This is a genomic window from uncultured Photobacterium sp. (genome assembly GCF_947502415.1).
In the GTDB taxonomy this organism is placed as follows: domain Bacteria; phylum Pseudomonadota; class Gammaproteobacteria; order Enterobacterales; family Vibrionaceae; genus Photobacterium.
In genome coordinates this window covers 1-19,289 of the sequence record NZ_CANMZV010000033.1, presented here as the reverse complement: position 1 = coordinate 19,289, position 19,289 = coordinate 1, and the positions used below count along the sequence as shown (strand labels likewise).

Below are 19,289 nucleotides of genomic sequence, written 5' to 3'. Positions count from 1 at the left end.
AGTGTCATTGTCTATTTTGTGATCTTGTTCAAAAGAGAATGATTAAATATGTTTTTTGTGTTTATTTGATTTATATATTTAGATTCAAATGCTTTGATTGTGATCTATTCTCACCATGGTGCTAATAGCTATATTCTGTCAATTACCGTTCAATTAATTAATGATATAAATTAAGCGAATATTTATTTTTTTGAATTGATTTGTATGTATTTATGAGTGATGATGTTCATCAATTAAATAATTATGAACGGTATGAAATGAAAAACTTAGAAATTAATGCAGCGTGTACTTATACAGATTTTGAAAATTCCCCAGATGTCTTTGGGGCGGGATTTGCGTCTGTAACTATAGATGGCTCAGAGATAAAGTTATCTTGGACAGCTTCAAGTAAAGAGGCTTGGAAGTCTTTAAATATTGATAAGCATTCAAGAAGCATGACTGATATATTATATTATTCATCTGTAAATTTTAACAACTGTGATAATTTTGATGAACTATATGTTTTAATTACAGAAGAACAGGTTGATGAAGTGAAAAGCGTTATTCTTGACGCTCTAAAAGAAGAACTTATGGAAGAGACTTGTTTTAGAAAGATTTATGAACAAGAGGAGACAACCGAAAGATAGTTATTATTCAGTGTTTAGGTGATCTATTAAAGGTATTTCAGGTATCAGTAATGAGCGCATCGAAGACAAATTCATAAATTTGATGCAGTTCAATACAGCATTGGATTAAGGTGGTTCAATTACACTCGGAATTGATGAGTTTGCAATCGACTATTTGAGGTACGCAGAGCATCACGGGATGGGTGGTTGTGGGTTCCAGTAGACTGATACCGTTATTGAATTGCCTTGAAGACAAAAGGGGGGGGGCTATTCCTTTCATCTTCAAGATGTTATCAGTTCCATTTTTAATTTTATGAATGTGCTATTTAGCTCACCCGTTTATACCTTTAACTATTAGCCAACCCCCAGAAACTTCTTAGCTAAAGGATGCAGCGCTACTCTTGCCTTTTTACTACCACCAAACCTACCGACAGTAAATCCGAGCGATTTTAGCAAAGGAGTGATTAGTCTGGTAGCTTTCTCATGAGTATCCACAAACTTCACAAGCTTACCTTGGTGTAGATGACAATTTAACAGACCTGCATGCTTAAGTAATTTTTGTGCCCTGGTTAACAAGGTATGATGTTCCAGAAACATAGAGTCTCCGTTCGAAAAGTCAAAATTATCCAGCAAGATACTATGTAGCAAACTTGAGGCTTTAATCTCCAATTGCTTGTCATCATTTATTGAGAGATGGGTTAAATCCGCATTATGACAGAAACTAAGAAACATGTTTTTAGTTAGATTCTTGTTATTAAATATATAATAATAATCAACAGCTTTACTATCTAGTTCTTCTAATCTAAATGTTCTTTTTATCGTTCTCTTTTTTATAGCAGCTTCATCAATCGAAGTTCGCATGCAACTTTTTAATAAAGCCTGTTCTTTTTCTTTATTGATATCTTCAGCTTCAAGTATTGACTTCTTTATTGCTATGAATTGTTCTGAAGTTGTTTTCTTACAAGCAAATTTAGCAGAGCCTAGTTGTGACGGTGCTTGTATTTCAACTCTGGTATTAAATCCAAGGTTTTGAAGCGTAAGGATTAATGAGATACCAAGTTTATGATTCAATAACTCTCGACGATTAAGAAACTCCTGCTTGAGTTTATGCGCTATATTTTTTGACTGTAATAAGGGCTTTGCAAATTGTCTTATTGGTAGCGTACAGTCATTAGCTGAAATGCTAAAAACGATCTGACGTGATGTCCTAAAGCGTCTTGAAAAGTTTACGAGATCAGTAGGAATAAAAGTTTTGTTACAAAAAATAGTTACTCTATTAGTATAATCTCTTGTAATCGAGAACCCTGAGCCTAAGCATGGCGAGGCAACGATAGCTCTATATTTCATGACTTCATCGTTAGGGTTTCGCAAAAAAGCTTTCTGTGCAGGCATATCTTTGTTTGCACCATGTATAACAAGTACTCCATCTTGAAGAGCACTATTTTCACAGTCAAGATTGGCACTGTTAATCCATCCGGCAGAAACGACAAAGTGTTTTAACTTTGAGACACTATCAAATAGGTAAACTCGATCTTTGAACAGATTACTGCGTAGTACCTCTTTTGAGCGAGAAAGGTGAAAGTCTTGATTGGTGATTATTGCTTCAATATTTAAATATGGATTTTCTATGCAATCAATCACATTTATATCTCCCCGAACATTTCGGAGAAAAGATAAAGAAATCTCGGTTAAGTCAGCGTCACCAACTACGACACATTTAGCACTTGTAAATATTTCTATCAATGCGTCTAGAACTACATCAGTGTTCATTAAGTTGCTTTCGGAACACACAATAGCATTCAAGACTTTTTCGAATTCATCAATAATCAAGATGTCGCAGCTTCTGAGGTAATCTAAGAGGTGTAGCTTGTAAACACTATTAATTACCACACCCAAGCCTTGTGCAGCTTCAATACTTTCAAGTGGATCTCTGTAACTTGTACAGTCATATTCTCGACAGAATTGATTTACCAATGCTATTAGGTGGGAGATATAAGCGATTTTTTTTCCCTTTCGTTGCCCTAGTTTTGCTAAAGGGCCAAAAATCATACTTGTTTTTCCAGTTCCTGTTGCTGCTTTTATTGCGAATGTCTTGTTGCTGTCTGCTATTGTGTCTAAATCTAGTTCACATAGGTTTGTTAGATTATCGTAATTGTGTTCAACATTTATTCGTGCGAATTTCTCAACTTGATGTGAATGCTGTTTTGCATATTTTTTCACTAATTTACTTGTTTGAGCAAGTGGAAGTCCGAGTTTAGCCAATTCCTCTATAACATTTTTATACGATGAATATACTAACGGCATTTGGCGAATAGCTTCTTTGCATGCTGATTCAATTAGTTGTTTGGCATTTATTATAGAGTATGCTTTCGAGAAAAACGCAACTTTTCCTTCGTTTGCAGTAATCTCAAAACCTGTTGCAACATCGTAAATGGAATATCTTCCATTATAAAACGTAGCAATAATCGCTCTAACGGCATCTGCGGAGAAGTTATCAGAATCAATTACAACTTGATTGATTCTGATCCTAGCTTGGGCGTAGTAATTAATAACATCAATAATACTTTGTTTATCATCATTTGGCGCAGCAACCCGATTAGAGTTACTGATACCACTTATCACAATATTTTTGTTTGAGAGGATGGTGACATATTCGGTAGTACCGTTTTGAAGGATCGTGTGATGCGTGCTGTTAGTATTAGTCATATTATTATTTTAAACTTGGATGAGAGAAGTTGAAAATCGATATTTTCATTTCGAAGAAATGGGGGAGAAAAGTGTAATTTCTATTGGTATATATATATCCATAAGAAACTACACTTTTTTGTGAGTAACCCACCCAATGCTCCGCATTGAAAGATTCGAGATTAAGCCGCTAGGAGTTGAGAGAGACCGTTATCAGTCATTAGATCAGCGCGTTTAGAAACTAGATTGCTAACTGTGCTCTTAAGGTCTTCTTCGAGTGACATAGCGATGATCGTTGCGTCTACCTCATGAGAGAAGAAGCCCACAGCACGCGGGCCGAGAGAAATAGAAGGAGGGAAAATACCGTCGTTGATGTAATTGTGTAATGTAGCCTTTGAGATTGAAAGGCGTTTAAGTACATCTGCTTTACGTTCAATTTTGATTTGAGTAGTCATAGCTTTTATTCCTTGTTATACGTCTTTGGAAGTAGCTAGACTTTAATTGACACTGTGGTTGCGATTTTGCTTAAAAAAGCAATCCTTATGCTCGCTTTGCAAACAGTATGGATATAACTTTTTGATTTTAAAATAATAATTAAATCGTGCTCTTATTGCTTTTCTTTAAGTAAGCGTGATCTATGTCGTATATTTCTATGTGTTGGTAGCTATGAGTTTCCTTAAGGCCATGATTCTTTCGTTTTCTAATTTTGAAGAGACTGCATAATCTTCGATAGTTGGAAGTATTCTTTCTAGACGATCATAGCTCCCACCCAAATCAATATATGACCACATGCTACCTTGTGTATGCTCTATGGTTTGTTGGATTTCTGTCGAAAGTAACGACCAGAATTGGCAAGTTTCTGGTGACCATATCATATGCATATCTTTGTATTCTGGGTAGTGACCTGTTTTGATGTACTGCTCGTTGGCGAGAAGGTCGGCTAACTCTTCGGTAAACTCTTTCAGTGGATAATAGTATTTTTTTATAGTTGAAACACTCCACTGTAGCTGGTCAGCAACAATTTCAATGGCTTTCCCTACGCTAATGTTTTTCCTGATCATTTCTTCTCTAACGCTAAAATAAATAGCTGCACCTTTGGAGTTTGCTTTTAGGCGTTTATCTGCAAAGCCGATTGCTTTCAAGATGCTTTTTTCTGAATCCTTTAGTACTTTTTTGGATTCATCTAAATCAAAACATTCTTCTGCTTCGAGTATATCGAACGCTGCTTCAAAGTAGCTTTGTGATACCGGAGGCGGCTTGAACAACCCATCATCGGAGGAGAAAATGCTTTCTTCAAGTTCTCGCTGAAGGATTATTCCCTGAAGAAATAATGATTTTGCTAGATGCGAATAAGAAAAATATCGCTCAGTCATGATTCTTCGCTTGTTTTTCAGTAGATACTCAATCAAAGGGGTACTAATCATTCTGTATTATCCTTCACTACTGATAGTGAACCCCGCGATGCGCTTGTAATATGATTGCTCCACCACGCCATCAGTTCGATTCGTTGTTCAAGGTAGATTGCTCTGTTATAGGCTGCCCTAACATGATTTTTATCGATATGTGCAAGAGCGACTTCGATGACATCATGATTGAAGCCCTGTTCATTAAGAGTTGTACTGGCTAAAGCTCTCAGGCCATGACCAACAAGTTTGCTTGAATAACCCATTCGTTTGAGCGCAGCGTTTACTGTTTGAGTATTCATATGTCGATGGTGGCCTTTGAATGACGGGAATACATAAGGGCTATTGCTTGATAAAGCACGCATTTGATGCAAGATTGAAATAACTTCTTCAGATAATGGGATGATGTGTGGGCGAGCCATCTTCATTTTCGTTTCAGGAATTGTCCAAAGTTTTTCCTCAAAACTTATTTCTTTCCATGTGGCTTTAGCTGCTTCAGCAGGGCGAGTCATGGTGTGCAGTTGAAACTCAATCAGGCACCGAGTTTGAAACTTTATACTGGCTTTTGAAATGGTGGCCATGAGTTCGGGTAACTCATCGGGTTTGATTGTTGGCATATTCTTTTTTTGGGGCTTAAGAAATGCGGCTTTGATCCCTGACAAAGGGTTGGCCTGGATTCTGCCAGTATTTACTGCGAAATCCATAATTTCATTGAGGCGTTGGCATAGTCTACGTACAGTTTCGAGACTTCCTTTGGCTTCAACAACTTTAAGCACTTGAATAGATTCTGGAGCATTTACATTAGTTACAGGAGAGGTTCCGATGGAAGGAAATACATGAAGTTCTAGAGAACGCCAAATGTCTTTTGCATAACCTGCTGAAACTGAGGTCTTCTTCACCTCAAACCACTCTTGGGCAAGGTTTCTTAGAGTATCCGTTTGTTTCAGAAGCTCTTCTCTTTGTTTTTCTTTTCTATTGATACTTGGATCGATCTCTTGCTGAACTAATTCACGAGCATTTCGCGCCAGTTCTCTAGCTTTGCTTAAACTGACTTCAGGATAGGGGCCAAGGCTAAGGTTTGCTCGCTTCTTGTTTAAAGGTCGATAGTAATTAAAAAGCCATGATTTAGTGCCGCGCTTTGAAACTCGGAGCTGAAGGCCGTCACCATCTGATAAGTTATACTCTTTATCTTTGGCTTTTGCTTCTTTAACTTGTGTTGCAGTGAGGGGTTTTGTAATTCTCGGCATATGGTTGTAGTAACATCATTTGTAGTAACAATGCGTTGATGTTACTACTTTTGTTACTATAAGTGCAGTGCCGTATTGATCCTCATTAGACACTATTACATGCGTAAGTCATTGATTTGTCGTATTTCAGGCATAAAAAAAGACGCCATTAGGCGTCTTTTTCCAAACGTTTGGTGGAGCTGGCGGGAGTTGAACCCGCGTCCAAAACCAGTCTAACCAGAGGCGCTACATGCTTAGTCAATCTTTATTCTCGTACCAACACTGCGAATTGACACGCTATGCTAATACATACCAGAATTCTATTTCGCGGTTCATCTCTCTAGTCAAAGATTCCCTCGCTATCTTGTTTGGGTTTGAACCCCTGTAATTCCCCGTCTTACAAGCGGAAGCTAGGGCAGGAGCGCTCTCAGCAGGGTATTAAGCTGCTAGTGCGTAGTTTTCGTCGTTTGCGACTATTTTTTTGCGGCTTTTAACGTGGCCAACCGCCCCACGGCATGCTCCCAAAGCCTTCGTGATCCTGTCGAATCCTAAATCAGCCCCAGAGTTCATTTGATGGTAACAGAAAATGGGTATGCGTCAATACTAAATCCTGCTCACATGGTTCTTTTGGAGGAAAAGCCATCACTTAGCAAGCAGGATAGTCATGTTAGCGCATACTTTGCTTCATGATACGTTGCTTATCGCGCTGCCAATCTTTCTGTTTGGAGTCGGCGCGCTTATCATGCAGCTTCTTACCACGAGCTGTACCTACCTTCAGTTTAACCCATGAGCCTTTCCAGTACATAGAAAGCGCTACAATGGTTTGGCCTTCACGGTTCACGGCTCCCAACAATTTGTCGATCTCGCGACGGTTGAGTAGCAGCTTACGGGTACGGGTTGGATCTGCGACAACATGGGTTGAGGCGGCATTGAGCGGAGTGATAGTCACCCCTGAAATAAACGCTTCGCCATTGCGTAGGAAAACATAACTCTCAGAAATGTTGACCTTACCTGAACGGATGGCTTTCACTTCCCAGCCTTGTAGTTCAAGGCCGGCTTCAAATTCATCTTGAATCGCAAACTCATGACGGGCTGATTTGTTTTTTGCAATGGTATTGCTACCCGGTTTGCTTGGTTTTTTCTTTGCCATAAATACTCGTCTATTCTTTATTGCTGTCCCAAGCCGAGAAATGATAGCTTGGTCGAAGTGCATAAACCGTTGGGGTTAAGGCCTTTGGCTCTGCACGGATTTTGGCTGATTGCTGAGTAATGGTATCATTGAGCAACCTCTTCTCATAGGTTTTGCGCTTTTGCGAGTGAAGACTTGTGGGATCAGGCACTTGTGATGGGTAAAGGAGAAACTATGCCTCAGATTAGTCGCTCTGCACTGGTTCCGTTTAGTGCGAAGCAAATGTTTGAACTTGTCAATGATGTTGAGTCTTATCCTGCATTTTTGCCGGGATGTTCAGGGACAAAAATATTAGAAAGTTCTGAAGAGCATATGATGGCATCGGTCGATGTTTCCAAAGCCGGTATTAAAAAAACTTTCGTTACTCGTAACCAGCTTGTTGAGGGGAATAAGATCGACATGCAGTTGGTTGAGGGGCCATTTCAGCGTTTAGCTGGTGGGTGGCATTTCATTGAGTTAGATGCCGAAGCTTGTAAAGTTGAGCTGAAGCTGGATTTTGAGTTTACCAATGGCTTGGTAGAAGCGGCGTTTGGCAAAGTGTTTCGCGAGTTGACTAGTAATATGGTGAATGCGTTTACCCTGCGAGCTAGAGAAGTTTATGATTTCTGAAGATAAACTAATTCATGTTGAGGTGGTGTATGCGCTTCCTCAGGTTCAGCGGGTGATCAAACTGGCGATCACGCCTGATACTAAGGTACAGGAAATTATTGAGCAGTCTGGTGTGCTTGAAATGTACTCGGAAATCGATCTCAAGAAGAATAAAGTTGGTGTCTATAGCCGTAATGTAAGATTGGATGCGACTGTTCACGATGGCGACCGGATTGAAATTTATCGTCCGTTGCTTGCTGATCCGAAAGAGATCCGCCGTAAGCGCGCCGAGCAGGCCAAGCTGGAGGCGCTGGAAGCCAAGGCGGCACAAAAAGCTTAAGTGGGTTGTAATCTTGCTTGAGATAATAAAAAAGCTCGCAGTTGCGAGCTTTTTTATTGCTTATCAGTTAATCGGAACCATGAAGTTTGGACCGGACTGGTAATCTCCCGACAGGCCAGTTAGTTGGTTTTGGGTATTAAATGTCAAAACCAAGTTTTTCTGGATTGGCTCATTGTGTCCTGGCTTGTGGTAGTAAACGTAGTACCAGGTGTGCGGGTATTCAGGTTCAACCAGCATAGGAGAGCCTAGAACATAGCTGACCTGTTCTTTATTCATTCCGTATCGAAGTTTATCGATATCTTGCTGGTCCAGGTAATTACCCTGGTTGATATCAATTCGGTACACCAGTCTTTCAACGACTGAACAGCCACCTAACAGGCTTGCGGCCAATGTTAGTGCAGCAAGGTTTTTCCAACTCATAGCATCCCGGCAAATTCGCTTTAACTGCTGCGATGATAAACAAGCTCCAGGCAGAAGTAAAAAAGCGGTCTAAGAAAAAAACTGTAATTGAGACTGCTGTACAGCCAATTAGTTGCATCAGCCTTTAAGTTTATTCGATTTAGGCCGCAAACAGCAGTTCTTTTGCGTTGGCCAGAGTGCGGTCGGTGATTTCACTGCCGCCTAACAGCCTTGCCAGTTCAGATACGCGCTCATCGTTTGTCAGCGGGTACATGTTGGTTTCGGTCTGTCCTTTGCTGCTCTTCTTGGCAACAAACATCTGTTGATGGCCGCAGCCCGCCACTTGAGGTAAGTGGGTAACACACATGACCTGTGTCGATTCGCCCAGGGTACGCAGCATTTTGCCGACAATTGCAGCTGTTGGACCACTGATCCCCACATCGACTTCATCGAAAATCAGGCTTGGCGTTTCGACTTTTTGCGCAGTAATTACCTGGATAGCCAGCGAAATACGAGAAAGCTCACCGCCAGAGGCGACTTTACCCAAAGGTTGCAACGGTTGCCCAGGGTTAGTCGAAACTAGGAAGGTAATGTTATCGAAGCCTAGCGGGCTGAGCATGCCTTCGGCATCACTTTGGATATCAATTTTGAAAATACCGTGCTCCATGCTGAGCTGGTGCATACTGTCGGAAATTTTCTTGTCTAATTCTTTGGCATAACGCTGGCGGCTCTTGCTGAGTTTTTCAGCATTTGCCAGGAACAACTGGCGTTTGCACTCTACTTGTTCAGCTATTTCTTCAAGCCGTTCATCGCTACAATCAAGCTCATCAAGTTCTTTTAGCAGATCCTGATGTTTCTGAAATAGCTCGTCTGGCATTACGTAGTGCTTGCGTGCCAGAGACATGATTTTTGCCAGGCGCTCTTCAAGGTAGATCAGGCGCTGCGGATCCATATCGAGGTTATCGAGGTAGCAGCGTAGTTCCTGGCTGGCTTCCTGTACCTGAATAATGGCTTCTTCCAGCATTTCCGGAATCGCGTTTAGGTTGTTATCCAGTTCGCCAAGGCTGGTTACTTGCTGGCTGGCCATTTGCAGGAGCTGCAGGGCATTGCCGTCATCATTGTCGTAGAGCATCGATAAGGCTGTCTGGCTGGATACGGCCAGTTCCCCGCTGTTAGACAGGCGCTTATGCTCTTCTTCGATTTCGGCGTATTCGTGCTCGCCTAATCCCAATTCGTCAAGTTCTTTGACTTGATATTGGATCAGCTGCTTTTGCGCTTCATTTTCATCACGGTTTTGAGTCAGGCGTTTGAGTTCATTGTTGGCCTGGCACCAGATCTGATAAGACTGACGGTTTTTTTCCATGAGTAGGTGGTGACCGGCGTACTGATCCAGCATTTGCTGTTGGTAGTCCGTTCGCATTAACTGCTGGTGAGCGTGCTGGCCGTGAATATTGATCAATAGTTGACCTAGGGCTTTTTGCTGAGATGCCGGTACCGGGCTGCCGTTGATAAAACCTCGGGAGCGGCCTTCTTTGGTGATCACGCGGCGCAGAATACATTCGTCACCATCTGCTAGCTCATTGTCTTCCAGCCAGCGTCTGGCGGCTTGGTTGTTTTGCAACGAAAATGCCGCTGAAAGTTCAGCTTTGTCTTCATTTGGTCGAACCATCGCGGCTTCTGCCCGATCACCTAAACATAAACCGAGCGCATCAATGGCAATAGATTTACCGGCACCGGTTTCACCTGTAATGGTTGTCATGCCTGGTTTCAGTTCAAATTCAAGGCTTTTTACAATAGCAAAGTTAGAGATGGTCATATGAGCAAGCATGTGTTCACCTGTTTAAATCAACACCTGTTTTTTTACACAGTATATATTGTATCAATACACAGTAAAGTGCTGGTTAAGTATTTTTACCAGGAAAAGTTGATTTAAGATAACTTTTTGAAAACTAGCTGGAATCAGAAAAGGCGATAAAAAAGCCAGCGCGAAGGCTGGCTTATGGGGTAACCGGAGTTATTCTTAGAACAATTTGCTCGACCAGCCGAGCTTACCTCGCAGTACGTTATAGTAGCTGTAGTTTTTCGGATGGATCAGTTTTAGGTGATCCGGACTCTGGTAGATGAAGATTTCATCGCCAGGGCTGACGGGCAGGGAAACTTGTCCGTCACAGCTGACTTCAAGTGTACTGCCGTTGGTTGGTGAAACTAGCAGCTTGATCCGGCTGTCGCCGTCGACAACCAGCGGGCGGCAAGACAGCGTATGTGGGAACATCGGTACCAGGGAAATAGCGTTGAGGCTCGGTGACAGGATTGGTCCGCCGCCAGAGAGCGAATATGCCGTTGAGCCTGTTGGTGTCGAGATGATCAGGCCATCAGAGCGTTGTGAAAAGGCGAAGGTATCATCGATATAGACCTCAAATTCAATCATATGAGCGATTTTGTCCGGATGGAGAACCGCTTCATTCAGCGCAGCGTTCCGGCTTTTTATTTGGCCGTGGCGGTGTACCTCCGCTTCCAGGAGGAAGCGTTTTTCGGTGATATATTCGCCTTTTAGCACCCGTTCCAATTCGGAGTCAAAAGTATCAGGGTCCAGATCGGTCAGGAAGCCGAGGTTACCGCGGTTGACGCCAATCACGGCAACATCAAAGCGCGACAATACTCGAGCGGCGCCAAGCATATTTCCGTCACCGCCGACCACGATAGCTAAATCGGCTTTGTCGCCGATGGTGAGGAGATCACACAGTACTCGTTGCGGCACATCGAGATCACTTGCCAGCCTGTGATCGACCAAAACCTCGTAACCTTTGGCGGTTAGCCAGTCATACAGCGCCTTGTGGGTTTGCAAGGCGTCAGGATTTCTCGGTTTACCGATGATCGCGATTGTTTGAAAATTGCGCTTCATGTCCTTGATCCGACAAATGATAGTGAAGCCAGTATAGCGTCAGGTTTGGACTCTTGTCGCGCTTTGTGAGTGATATCGGCTTGAATCATTGAACTTCATCCCCATAATATGCGCATACACGTTTTTTCTGGGTAGGGGCGTGGTATTTTTTCCTACCCAACCGACAAACAACATTATCTTGGCGGAGAAGCGAAAGCATGAGCAACAAAGAGAAAAAAGTACAGGACGAACAGCTGCAGCAAGAGACTGTAGAAGCAGCTGAAACTGAATCTGCTGAGGAAGAAGTAGTTGAAATGACCGAGCAAGAACTTCAGGCTGCACGTATTGCCGAGCTTGAAGCTGCACTTCTGACAAGTGAAGCAAAAGTTAAAGAGCAGCAAGAAAGTGTATTGCGTGCTCGTGCCGATGTAGAAAACATGCGTCGTCGTAGCGAACAGGAAATCGACAAGGCACGTAAATTTGCCTTGAATAAATTTGCTGAAGAGCTGCTGCCTGTTATCGATAACATGGAACGTGCTATCGAAATGGCAGACAAGAACGACGAGGCTACCAAGTCGATGATCGAAGGTGTTGAGCTAACCCTGAAGACCATGACTGACACTGTGGGTAAGTTTGGTCTTAAGCAGATCAACCCTGAAGGCGAGGCATTTAACCCTGAGTTCCATCAGGCGATGTCTATTCAGGAAAGTGCTGATCACGAACCTAATACCGTAATGCTGGTTATGCAGAAGGGCTATGAGCTGAATGGCCGTGTTGTTCGTCCTGCGATGGTTATGGTATCGAAAGCTGCTGCCGGTAATGTGAATACCAAAGCATAAGCGGGTAGGCTGCGATGAGAACCCGCAGATTTTGCGGGTTTTTTATTTTTTTATATTTTTTTTCGATGTTGCCCTTGAAAACAATTTGGCTGCCCTTATCTAGTAGTCATACGACATCGTAAATAAATTTCAGCGGTTAATCCGCACTGTCAGCTCCTAAGTCTGGGGTTGGCAAATAGAGCTAAACGAATTTCGGAGAAAGCCTGATGGGTAAAATCATTGGTATTGACTTGGGTACAACTAACTCTTGTGTAGCAGTACTTGATGGTGAAAAACCACGCGTAGTTGAAAATGCAGAGGGTGAGCGTACAACGGCATCTGTTGTTGCTTACACCCAAGATGGTGAAACATTAGTTGGTCAGCCAGCTAAGCGTCAGGCGGTAACAAACCCTGAAAACACGCTATTCGCTATCAAGCGTCTTATTGGTCGTCGTTTTGAAGACGAAGAAGTTCAGCGCGATATCGAAATCATGCCTTTCAACATTGTTAAGGCTGACAACGGTGATGCATGGGTAGAAGCAAAAGGCCAGAAAATGGCTGCTCCTCAGGTATCTGCTGAAGTTCTTAAGAAAATGAAGAAAACTGCTGAAGACTTCCTAGGTGAGGAAGTAACAGGCGCAGTTATCACAGTTCCAGCATACTTCAACGATGCTCAGCGCCAGGCGACTAAAGATGCTGGCCGTATCGCGGGTCTTGAAGTTAAGCGTATCATCAACGAACCAACAGCAGCTGCACTAGCTTACGGTCTTGATAAGAAAGGCGGTGATCGCACTATCGCTGTTTACGACCTTGGTGGTGGTACATTCGATATCTCTATCATCGAAATCGATGAAGTTGAAGGCGAGAAGACTTTCGAAGTTCTATCAACGAACGGTGATACTCACCTTGGTGGTGAAGACTTCGATAACCGCATGATCAACTACTTGGTTGAAGAGTTCAAAAAAGAACAAGGTATCGACCTTAAGAACGACCCACTTGCAATGCAGCGTCTGAAAGAAGCTGCTGAAAAAGCGAAGATTGAACTGTCTTCTGCACAGCAGACTGATGTAAACCTACCTTACATCACTGCAGATGCAACTGGTCCTAAGCACATGAACATCAAAGTGACTCGTGCGAAGCTTGAGTCTCTAGTTGAAGATCTTGTACAGCGTTCTCTTGACCCTCTAAAAGTTGCTCTAGCAGATGCAGACCTGTCTGTTGGCGATATCACTGACGTAATCCTTGTAGGTGGTCAGACTCGTATGCCAATGGTTCAGGCTAAAGTAACTGAATTCTTCGGTAAAGAACCACGTAAAGACGTGAACCCAGATGAAGCTGTAGCTGTAGGCGCGGCTGTTCAGGGCGGTGTACTTGCTGGTGACGTGAAAGATGTTCTTCTGCTAGACGTTACTCCACTATCTCTTGGTATCGAAACCATGGGTGGCGTAATGACTAAGCTTATCGAGAAGAACACCACTATCCCGACAAAAGCGAACCAGGTATTCTCAACTGCAGAAGACAACCAGAACGCGGTAACTATCCACGTACTACAGGGTGAGCGTAAGCAAGCGAACTACAACAAGTCTCTTGGTCAGTTCAACCTTGAAGGTATCCAGGCTGCACCTCGCGGTATGCCTCAAATCGAAGTTACTTTCGACCTTGATGCGGATGGTATCCTGCACGTATCTGCAAAAGATAAGAGCACAGGTAAAGAGCAGAAGATCACTATCCAAGCTTCTGGCGGCCTGAGCGATGAAGATATCGAGAAAATGGTACAAGAAGCAGAAGCTAACAAAGAAGCGGACAAGAAGTTCGAAGAGTTGGTAACTGCACGTAACCAGGCTGATCAGCTAGTTCACGGTACGCGTAAGCAAATCGAAGAAGCTGGTGATGCTCTTCCTGCAGATGAGAAAGAGAAAATCGAAGCCGCTGTTTCTGAACTAGAAGAAGCACGTAAAGGTGAAGATAAAGAAGCGATTGACGCGAAAGTTCAGGCGCTAATCGCGGCTTCTCAGAAGCTGATGGAAATCGCTCAGCAGCAGGCTCAAGCTCAGCAAGCACAAGAAGGTGCAGCTGGCGAACAGCAGGCACAGCAAGACGATAACGTTGTTGACGCTGAGTTCGAAGAAGTTAAAGACGATAAGAAATAAGATAACTAACTCTTAATCTTATTTGAGCGCGGGCGTTGGAGGAATACTCTTGCGCCCGTAGCTGTATTAAGGCAGGTGACAGATAAGTATGTCAAAACGTGACTTATATGAAGTTCTTGGCGTAGCTCGTGACGCATCAGAACGTGATATCAAAAAGGCTTATAAGCGCCTTGCAATGAAATTCCATCCTGACCGTAACCAGGGTGATGAGCAAGCCGCAGAAAAATTCAAAGAAGTTAAAAACGCTTACGAAATTTTAACTGATCCGCAGAAGAAAGCGGCATACGATCAGTATGGCCACGCAGCCTTTGAACAAGGTGGCATGGGCGGCGGTTTCGGTGGCGGCGGCTTTGGCGGCGGTGCTGATTTCGGTGATATTTTTGGTGATGTGTTCGGTGATATCTTCGGTGGCGGTGGCCGTCGTGGTGGTCAGCAGCGCGCTCAGCGTGGTGCCGACTTGCGCTATAACATGGAACTGACCCTGGAAGAGGCTGTTCGTGGCTGTAACAAGGAAATCCGTGTACCAACGATGGTACATTGTGATTCTTGTGACGGTTCCGGTGCCAAGAAAGGGACATCAGCAACAACCTGTGGCACGTGTCATGGTCAGGGCCAGGTACAGATGCGCCAGGGCTTCTTTGCTGTTCAGCAAACCTGTCCACACTGTCATGGTCGCGGTAAGATCATCAAAGAACCTTGTGGTACCTGTCACGGACAAGGCCGCAAAGAGGAAACCAAGACTCTGTCAGTGAAGATCCCTGCTGGTGTTGATACGGGTGACCGTATCCGTTTGTCTGGTGAAGGTGAAGCCGGAGAATTCGGTGCTCCTGCTGGTGATCTATACGTACAGGTTCATGTTGCTCAGCACAACATCTTTGAGCGTGATGGCAACAACTTGTACTGTGAAGTACCTGTGAGCTTTACGATGGCTGCATTGGGTGGTGAAGTTGAAGTTCCGACCTTAGATGGTCGTGTAAACTTGAAAGTACCAACTGAAACCCAAACTGGCCGTATGTTCCGAATGCGCAGTAAAGGCGTGAAATCGGTTCGCGGTGGTTCTGTTGGCGATCTGATTTGTAAGCTGGTTGTTGAGACTCCAGTTAACCTGAGTGCTCGTCAGAAAGAGCTGCTACAGGAGCTGGAAGAAACCCTAGGTGGTTCTGCAGCAAAGAAACACAAACCTAAGTCAGAAGGCTTCTTCGATGGTGTGAAGAAGTTCTTTGATGATTTGACAGGCTAATTCCTGTATTAGGATTCCTGTTTATAGAAAAAGCCGACTGATGTCGGCTTTTTTATTATTTTCTATTCAGTTAACGACTCAGTTTATTGCTACTATGTTTTTCGTTATTACCAGCATTGACCTGATCCCGAAGCACTCCCTATACCTGCAGCATTAAGGGTGAGGGTCTTACAGCTGTCCTGATCCTGCTCGGTGCTAGTTTGCGGTGTTGCAATGATCTTATAAGTCTCCATTCCTTTTCCCGACATATCAATTTCTAGCTTGTACCTGTTTGTATTCGTTTCGCAGAAACTGCATGTGCCTCCAGTGACAATCGAGTTATCATAACTTCCCGTTTGAGTGTAACCTTCTTCCAGATTGAGCTGAATTTTGATCATATCTGCCATGACCTGAGAGCGATGTCCTTTCAATACATGCTTTTGGTAAGATGGATAAGCTATTGCCGTTAATATACCAATAACGGCAACGACAATGAGTAATTCGATCAGTGTCACGCCTTTTTGATTTTTCATTTCCCTGAATCTCTGAATTTTTAGAGTTAACTCGACAATTTTTTTTATAAAACCGAGCATATTCTGCTGCGGTGGTAATATATGAATCAAGTTGAGTTTTGATTGCCTGCATATGTTGAGCGGTGATTTGGGGAATAGGTCGCGTAATTGTGTCAGCCATACATTTCATACATAGTCAGTATCGAGGAAATCGAGGTTTTACCTTACTGGAGCTGATTATTACGGTTTCCGTAATGATGATTCTTATTGGTGCAGCAGTACCTTCTTTTTCACGAATCATCGAAGAGAATAAGATTAAACGGCTGGCGACAGAGATTGAGTGGCTGTTGGTTCTGGCAAAATCAGAATCGGTAATGCGAAGTAAACCTGTATTGGTTAAATCAAACAAGATCACGAGTACGCCCAATGCTGCGTCAGATTGGGTTATTGAAGCGACTGTTTCAGGTGAATCTACAGTAATTTCAAGAGTTATTGGACAGCAGTTTTCCGGCTTGAAAATTCAGAGAGGTTTCAAATCAGATACTATTACTTTTAATCCTTTAACGGGAAGGCCTAATTATAATGGGAACTTCTCTTTCTCATCAGGAGAAAATAAAATGGTTAAAGTAAAGGTTAATAATGAAACAGGGCGTCTATATATTTGCTCGGAAGGTGGGGGTTATGGCTATAGTAAATGTTCATAAATATAAATATGGATTTAGTCTTATTGAACTACTTGTAGCTTCTTCAATTAGTTTAATTGCTTTAGCTGTTGTCTCCAGTGTATTTATATCGGGTTTAAATTCCACTTCGAAACGTTCGTTACAGTTAATGTTAGCTCAGGATACTAACGATGCACTAAAAATGATGAAAGAAGATATATTAAGAGCCGGTTTTAATTCCAATGCTAATTCATCGTTTATTATTAGTGGGGCTGTTAGTACCGTTTATATAAATCCAGCGTCTTCTGGGAAATCGACTTGTATTGCTTATGGATATAATGATGGTTCGAATAAACACTATCGATTTTATCATTTTGAAAATAGCAAATTAAAATTTTCATCGCCATCTGATCTATCTACTTCAAATGCTTGTATAGGGGGGAAGTCAGCTTTGCATGATGAGCAGTTAAAAGTAACAAGGTTTGAGGTGATAGAGAAGAAGCTGACTCATGGTTCTATAAACAGTCAATATATCACCATCAATTTGGAAGTGGCGACACGTGATGATGTTATTTCTTCGGCGAAAACAGTGACAGTGAAAACAAGGAACTGGAATTAATGGACAGACAAAATGGGTTGGCAACGTTGCTAGTCATTACTATGGTACTTGTTGTATCTCTGCTGTTTTCATTAGCATCGTATAAAAATGTCTTTTATCAGATTAAGCGAACCCAAAATGAAGTGTTATCAAGAAAAGCACACTGGTTGGCAGAAGGGGGATTGGAGTGTGGTTTTGCTGCTGTGAATAGTGCAGGAGGTGTAAATACAGCATTAACGCCATTAATTAATGATTGTGAAATAGAATCCAACTCTGACATAAACATTAGTCCATTGGCTTCTGATTATGTTGTTGCTTCAATAGCATCAATTGATAATAAAGCTAAAGTATCAATTAATAAGTCATTTTCATTGGTGTCTCAAAGTGTCGGTGCATTTAAGTCAACATCAAATATTATATTTAATATTTCTGGCGGTAATATGGATGTCTATCCAGACCCTGGTGTTAAAATTGGAAGTGGCTATAACTGCATATTAGCAAGGTTCTCAGGGGATTTGACAGTAAAAGGCACTCTGTTGAATAAGGGGTTTTACTATGATTATCCGCCATATTCTGACTTTGATTTTTCAGACTCACCAGAATGTAATAGTGGTTACAAAACTGTTTCAGTAAAAGATACATCATATTCATCAACACCTGAAAGCTTTAAAAGTGATTTTAGGAAAGAACTTAATTTAGACCCATTTAAAGAGATGTTTGGGTACCCTAAAGAACAATGGGAAGAAGTTAAAAAACAGTTTTATTCTATTACTCAAGGAAGTAGTTGTTCTACATCTATTGCAGATGCAATTGAAAAAGGGGAGCAACGTATTTGGATTGAAGGTAGTTGTGATTTAAAAGGAAATGCATCTGAAATCAATACGGCGATGACATCAGAAGGCGCTGCAAAGTTAGCGTTAGTTCTTGTTCAGGATGGTGTGGTGGGCTTTAATGGAGCGGCTGTTAGTCTTAATATTGTATTATATCAATTTTTAACACCTAAAATATCACCTGATCGTCCATGGGAGCCTTCTGCAGCGGATTGGGATGCTACGTCAGTAGTTGCTCATGTGCCGAATAAATCAAAATATATACATTATCAATTTGGGGCTTTGCATACAAAAGGAGGGTTTGTGTTTGATATGCCGGGTTATGATGCGAACATAACTGGAAGTGTAAACTTTTCATATAATGGTGATATCTTGAAAGAAGCCTTGACACCTTTTGCGAAACCGAGATGGAAGAAGGGCACTTGGCATGATTTCTAACAATAAAGGCTTCAGCTTGATCGAGGTATTAATTTCACTTTTGGTGATGGCTGTTGGCGTCGCTGGAATGGTAAAAATACAATTGTATATGGAAGTGAAATCTGAAAACGCCCTCAAGTCGCTGGATGCTTTACACCTGTCAGAACAGCAGTTGGAATTTTTTCTTACAAGGGCCTCAGTCAGTGGTGGAGTTAATGTGATTCACTTTGATGATATAAATACATCAAATTGTCCAGCACCCGACGTAATCGTTCCTAGTGGCTATAGTATGTCATGCACCGTTGATGTGATGAGTGCATTATCAAGTGCTGCAAAAACCGTTACAGTGGAAACAGAGTGGACCGATCGTTGGCAGAATAAGCAAAAGGTAGAGCTCACGACGATTATCTCTAAATTCAGCGAGTTTGATTAGGCATCTGAGAGTTATTTTTCCTTCCTTTATAGCGCTCTAAAAAGCATAAAACGGCATGAGTGCTCAAAATCTGCGCGCTTAATCTTTTTTTGATAAAAAATGGTTGCCAACGCTGAATATCTCCCTATAATTCGCTTCCGTTGTCACGATAAATGTTCTTGGAACTGTCTGATAACCATGTTCTTTAACAATTTGACCATGCAATCTGTGTGGGCACTCGTGAAATGATTAGTCAAACCTTTTGTCTTCACTTTTTAAAAGTGAAAGCAAATATGGCATCAATGAACTGAGTGACCAATACAAAATAGCTTACGTTATTTTGGCACAGTCAATT

At 42.2% G+C, this 19,289-nt stretch carries 19 protein-coding genes and 1 other RNA gene; 10 read left to right on the top strand and 10 right to left on the bottom strand.

The genetic code is table 11. The features are described 5' to 3' along the window. The first annotated feature begins 212 nt into the window (after positions 1–212). Complete coding sequence (locus tag Q0852_RS21930; RefSeq protein ID WP_299022166.1) at positions 213–626, top strand: hypothetical protein; 414 nt, start codon at positions 213–215, stop codon at positions 624–626. Positions 627–959: 333 nt separating this feature from the next. On the opposite strand, the gene Q0852_RS21925 is transcribed toward Q0852_RS21930, so the two are convergent. From Q0852_RS21925 to smpB, 6 genes are all read right to left on the bottom strand, one after another. Beyond that, positions 960–3,311 (bottom strand): DEAD/DEAH box helicase family protein, encoded by a 2,352-nt coding sequence (locus Q0852_RS21925; RefSeq protein ID WP_299022164.1) that lies wholly within the window; start codon positions 3,309–3,311, stop codon positions 960–962. Between the two features lie 161 nt (positions 3,312–3,472). Beyond that, complete coding sequence (locus tag Q0852_RS21920; RefSeq protein WP_299022161.1) at positions 3,473–3,745, bottom strand: AlpA family transcriptional regulator; 273 nt, start codon at positions 3,743–3,745, stop codon at positions 3,473–3,475. A gap of 195 nt (positions 3,746–3,940) precedes the next feature. Beyond that, positions 3,941–4,714: a hypothetical protein gene (locus tag Q0852_RS21915; protein ID WP_299022159.1), complete on the bottom strand. Its 774-nt coding sequence runs from the start codon at positions 4,712–4,714 to the stop codon at positions 3,941–3,943. Further along, complete coding sequence (locus tag Q0852_RS21910) at positions 4,711–5,940, bottom strand: integrase domain-containing protein (protein ID WP_299022157.1); 1,230 nt, start codon at positions 5,938–5,940, stop codon at positions 4,711–4,713. Before Q0852_RS21910 ends, Q0852_RS21915 begins: the two co-directional genes overlap by 4 nt. A gap of 171 nt (positions 5,941–6,111) precedes the next feature. Continuing rightward, positions 6,112–6,480, bottom strand: a transfer-messenger RNA (tmRNA) gene (gene ssrA / locus Q0852_RS21905). Positions 6,481–6,586: 106 nt separating this feature from the next. Beyond that, positions 6,587–7,069 (bottom strand): SsrA-binding protein SmpB, encoded by a 483-nt coding sequence (smpB, locus tag Q0852_RS21900; protein ID WP_265700542.1) that lies wholly within the window; start codon positions 7,067–7,069, stop codon positions 6,587–6,589. A gap of 213 nt (positions 7,070–7,282) precedes the next feature. Between smpB and Q0852_RS21895 the strand changes: the two genes are divergently transcribed. Then, positions 7,283–7,717 (top strand): SRPBCC family protein, encoded by a 435-nt coding sequence (locus Q0852_RS21895; RefSeq protein ID WP_299022148.1) that lies wholly within the window; start codon positions 7,283–7,285, stop codon positions 7,715–7,717. Next, positions 7,707–8,036: an RnfH family protein gene (locus tag Q0852_RS21890; protein WP_299022147.1), complete on the top strand. Its 330-nt coding sequence runs from the start codon at positions 7,707–7,709 to the stop codon at positions 8,034–8,036. Before Q0852_RS21895 ends, Q0852_RS21890 begins: the two co-directional genes overlap by 11 nt. A 63-nt stretch (positions 8,037–8,099) precedes the next feature. Here Q0852_RS21890 and bamE read toward each other — a convergent pair whose 3' ends face one another. The 3 genes from bamE to nadK all read right to left on the bottom strand — a co-directional run bounded on the left by bamE (position 8,100) and on the right by nadK (position 11,337). Continuing rightward, positions 8,100–8,456 (bottom strand): outer membrane protein assembly factor BamE, encoded by a 357-nt coding sequence (gene bamE / locus Q0852_RS21885; protein ID WP_299022145.1) that lies wholly within the window; start codon positions 8,454–8,456, stop codon positions 8,100–8,102. Between the two features lie 139 nt (positions 8,457–8,595). Then, entirely contained in the window at positions 8,596–10,263 is a 1,668-nt protein-coding gene (gene recN, locus Q0852_RS21880; protein WP_299022143.1) for a DNA repair protein RecN, read from the bottom strand. Between the two features lie 192 nt (positions 10,264–10,455). Continuing rightward, entirely contained in the window at positions 10,456–11,337 is an 882-nt protein-coding gene (gene nadK, locus Q0852_RS21875) for an NAD(+) kinase (RefSeq protein WP_299022140.1), read from the bottom strand. A 197-nt stretch (positions 11,338–11,534) separates the two neighbouring features. On the opposite strand from nadK, the gene grpE reads away from it, so the two are divergent. From grpE to dnaJ, 3 genes are all read left to right on the top strand, one after another. Continuing rightward, positions 11,535–12,155: a nucleotide exchange factor GrpE gene (grpE, locus tag Q0852_RS21870; protein WP_299022136.1), complete on the top strand. Its 621-nt coding sequence runs from the start codon at positions 11,535–11,537 to the stop codon at positions 12,153–12,155. 206 nt (positions 12,156–12,361) lie between these two features. Beyond that, positions 12,362–14,284 (top strand): molecular chaperone DnaK, encoded by a 1,923-nt coding sequence (gene dnaK / locus Q0852_RS21865; protein ID WP_299022134.1) that lies wholly within the window; start codon positions 12,362–12,364, stop codon positions 14,282–14,284. A gap of 88 nt (positions 14,285–14,372) precedes the next feature. Continuing rightward, positions 14,373–15,524, top strand: a complete 1,152-nt coding sequence (dnaJ, locus tag Q0852_RS21860; protein ID WP_299022132.1) for a molecular chaperone DnaJ — start codon at positions 14,373–14,375, stop codon at positions 15,522–15,524. A 107-nt stretch (positions 15,525–15,631) separates the two neighbouring features. Here dnaJ and Q0852_RS21855 read toward each other — a convergent pair whose 3' ends face one another. Next, the gene (locus Q0852_RS21855) at positions 15,632–16,036 is read right to left on the bottom strand and encodes a type IV pilin protein (RefSeq protein WP_299022130.1); all 405 of its coding nucleotides are present in this window, start codon (positions 16,034–16,036) and stop codon (positions 15,632–15,634) included. A gap of 122 nt (positions 16,037–16,158) precedes the next feature. Between Q0852_RS21855 and Q0852_RS21850 the strand changes: the two genes are divergently transcribed. Genes Q0852_RS21850 through Q0852_RS21835 form a run of 4 tightly spaced genes read left to right on the top strand, consistent with a single transcriptional unit; the run spans position 16,159 to position 18,955 of the window. Beyond that, positions 16,159–16,719: a GspH/FimT family pseudopilin gene (locus tag Q0852_RS21850; RefSeq protein WP_367278179.1), complete on the top strand. Its 561-nt coding sequence runs from the start codon at positions 16,159–16,161 to the stop codon at positions 16,717–16,719. After that, positions 16,697–17,296, top strand: coding sequence for a PilW family protein (locus Q0852_RS21845; protein ID WP_299022125.1), 600 nt, complete (start codon positions 16,697–16,699; stop codon positions 17,294–17,296). Before Q0852_RS21850 ends, Q0852_RS21845 begins: the two co-directional genes overlap by 23 nt. Beyond that, positions 17,296–18,543, top strand: coding sequence for a hypothetical protein (locus Q0852_RS21840; RefSeq protein WP_299022124.1), 1,248 nt, complete (start codon positions 17,296–17,298; stop codon positions 18,541–18,543). The genes Q0852_RS21845 and Q0852_RS21840 overlap by 1 nt, the downstream gene beginning before the upstream one ends. After that, positions 18,533–18,955: a prepilin-type N-terminal cleavage/methylation domain-containing protein gene (locus tag Q0852_RS21835; protein WP_299022123.1), complete on the top strand. Its 423-nt coding sequence runs from the start codon at positions 18,533–18,535 to the stop codon at positions 18,953–18,955. The genes Q0852_RS21840 and Q0852_RS21835 overlap by 11 nt, the downstream gene beginning before the upstream one ends. Positions 18,956–19,289: the final 334 nt, after the last annotated feature.